At 63.0% G+C, this 2,216-nt stretch carries 4 protein-coding genes; 3 read left to right on the top strand and 1 reads right to left on the bottom strand.

Annotation, left to right across the window (positions count from 1 at the left end; translation table 11 throughout):
* Positions 1-146: 146 nt before the first annotated feature.
* Positions 147-743 (bottom strand): hypothetical protein, encoded by a 597-nt coding sequence (locus tag IFS44_RS21535; protein ID WP_244650508.1) that lies wholly within the window; start codon positions 741-743, stop codon positions 147-149.
* Between the two features lie 194 nt (positions 744-937).
* On the opposite strand from IFS44_RS21535, the gene IFS44_RS21530 reads away from it, so the two are divergent.
* The 3 genes from IFS44_RS21530 to IFS44_RS21520 form a co-directional block, all read left to right on the top strand.
* Entirely contained in the window at positions 938-1,249 is a 312-nt protein-coding gene (locus tag IFS44_RS21530) for a hypothetical protein (RefSeq protein ID WP_192100170.1), read from the top strand.
* 199 nt (positions 1,250-1,448) lie between these two features.
* Positions 1,449-1,604: a hypothetical protein gene (locus tag IFS44_RS21525; RefSeq protein ID WP_192100168.1), complete on the top strand. Its 156-nt coding sequence runs from the start codon at positions 1,449-1,451 to the stop codon at positions 1,602-1,604.
* A 73-nt stretch (positions 1,605-1,677) separates the two neighbouring features.
* Positions 1,678-2,216 (top strand): cytochrome ubiquinol oxidase subunit I (locus tag IFS44_RS21520; protein ID WP_192100166.1); only part of this gene is annotated, 539 nt, incomplete at its 3' end.

The raw sequence follows: 2,216 nt of genomic DNA, 5'->3' as shown, positions 1-2,216 counted from the left end.
GCGGCGACGGCGACAGCCATCGTCGTCCCAAGAAGAGACTTCGGTCGAAACATCGAAAATGCCTTTGACTGGCGCGCGAGCCTTTGGCAGCGCACCATGAACGACAGCGACCCGCCCCCGATGGGAGGCAGGTGCGATTCAACAGGTCAACGGAAGACGGGCGGGCCTTGCGAGGGCGGCCGGAGATGCGGCGTAAGTGCAAGGCGCGGCGATCCGACCGCTCGCGAGCCAACCGCCATGACGAAGGCGATGGCCGCGATCAGCAGGACGGGATCGACCGCCGCGAGCGCGTGCGCCGAAAGGCTGGAGAACGCACACGGCATCTCCGTCCTGCCATGCTCGTCGGACTTGCCTTGATCGGCCATGTCGCCGTGCATTTCCGGCATGGTCAGGTCCATGTCCCTGCTCGTGTCAGGGCTAATGGTCTGCGGGGCGAACCCCGAGCAGATCGTGATGGCGATCCGACCGTGCTCGGCGGAGATCATGTAGCCCGACGGGATCAGCAGCTTCAGCGCCAGCGCCGCGACGCAGATCAGCGTAGCAAGGTGGCGATGAGCCAGAACATGGCGGCGAAGTGCGAACACCAGACGCGAGCTAGCCCAGTCATGAGCAACTGTCACTTGGACAGGATGAGCTCCCCGTGGCGATCGGGCGATCAGAACCTGCCGCCGTTCCATGCGCAATTCCGCCCGTGAACATTCGTTGGCCAAGAAGCCAAAATAATCGCGGGTTCCCAATGTCATGGGGATATCGGAATGGACTTAAGCACCAGCCCTGCAGCGCGCATGAGACATAATGTCACATCGACTAAGACGATAGCGTGACCTAGCGCATTCTCATGCCGGCCATTCGCCATCTTGTTGAAAACCATTCGCTGGCGATAGTCTTGATCCTTGCGGTATCGCTTGCATTACGCCTCGTCGTACCGAGCGGATACATGCCGACGATGTCGCACGGCAAGATGGTCGTATCGATTTGCTCGGGCATCATGACCGAGCCGATGGTACTGGAAATACCCGGATTGACGCAGCAGCCGGACGATGCGAGCCACGACGCCCCCGCAAAGCATGACGCACCGTGCGCCTATGCCGGCCTGACAATGGCGGCGCTTGCTGCCGTACCGCTCGACCTGCTGATCGTCGCTCTGGCCTTCACGATGGGCAGCGGCCTACGCCCCGGATCGGCACCGGTCGAAACGCCGCGGTACGGACTGCGACCTTGGGCTCGAGGCCCCCCCTTCCCCCTCTGACCAGCCATTCACGCGTCTCAACGTCCGCTCGCTCGATCTCATCCAGCTGAGCCAATGCGCGGCGCCCCGCTTCGTCAGAGATGCCCGCGTCGATCGCAGGCGGAACAGGATCATCCATGTCAAAATCATCGTCCGTCCGGGCGAGGACGTCGCGCGCGCGGCGTCAGAGCCACCCTTACCTGATCGGCAGAGCACCGAAATGCTGACGCCCGGTGAACGGCGTTTCCGCCGAAAGCTCGACATCTTCGTCGTCCTGCTGGTCGCGGTCACCGCGATGCTCCTCATGCTGGAACGCGCGGCCGACGAGCAAGTGCGCGCGGCCGATCCGCAGCCGGCTACGAGCACGGCAGGATGAACTTGGTGCCGGGCCCTGGTCGCTCGGCATCGCTCCGTGCCCGGCCAGGTCCGGCACGACGAACAGGCCTCTCATGACAGATTATGCGCTTCTTCTCGCACGGATACAGTTCGCCTTCACGGTATCCTTCCACTTCCTGTTTCCCGCGTTCTCGATCGGGCTCGCCAGTTTCCTGATGACGCTCGAGGGCCTTTGGCTCAGGACCGGGCGCGGCGTGTACGCCAACCTCTACCGCTACTGGCTGAAGATCTTCGCGATCGTGTTCGGCATGGGCGTCGTCTCCGGCATCGTCATGTCCTACCAGTTCGGCACCAACTGGTCGGTGTTCTCCGACCGAGCCGGCCCCGTGATCGGTCCGTTGATGGCCTACGAGGTGCTCACAGCCTTCTTCCTGGAAGCGGGCTTCCTCGGCGTCATGCTGTTCGGCATCACGAAGGTCGGGCGCGGACTGCATTTCTTCGCCACCTGCATGGTGGCGCTCGGCACTTTGATCTCGGCGACCTGGATCCTGAGCGTCAACAGCTGGATGCACACTCCGACCGGCTTCGCGATCAACGCGCAGGGGCAGTTCGTCCCCGCTGGATCGTGGCTGCCGATCATCTTCAACCCCAG

The organism is Sphingomonas sp. CFBP 13706, from assembly GCF_014842355.1.
GTDB lineage: Bacteria > Pseudomonadota > Alphaproteobacteria > Sphingomonadales > Sphingomonadaceae > Sphingomonas > Sphingomonas aerolata.
Note: the sequence above shows the minus strand (reverse complement) of the source record. Positions and strands in the feature narration are given on the sequence as shown.

What these genes read in the sequence shown, in the direction of transcription:
- IFS44_RS21535 (WP_244650508.1), bottom strand. Translation starts at nt 743, where the DNA reads ATGACATTGGGAACCCGCGATTATTTTGGCTTCTTGGCCAACGAATGT.
- IFS44_RS21530 (WP_192100170.1), top strand. Translation starts at nt 938, where the DNA reads ATGCCGACGATGTCGCACGGCAAGATGGTCGTATCGATTTGCTCGGGC.
- IFS44_RS21525 (WP_192100168.1), top strand. Translation starts at nt 1,449, where the DNA reads ATGCTGACGCCCGGTGAACGGCGTTTCCGCCGAAAGCTCGACATCTTC.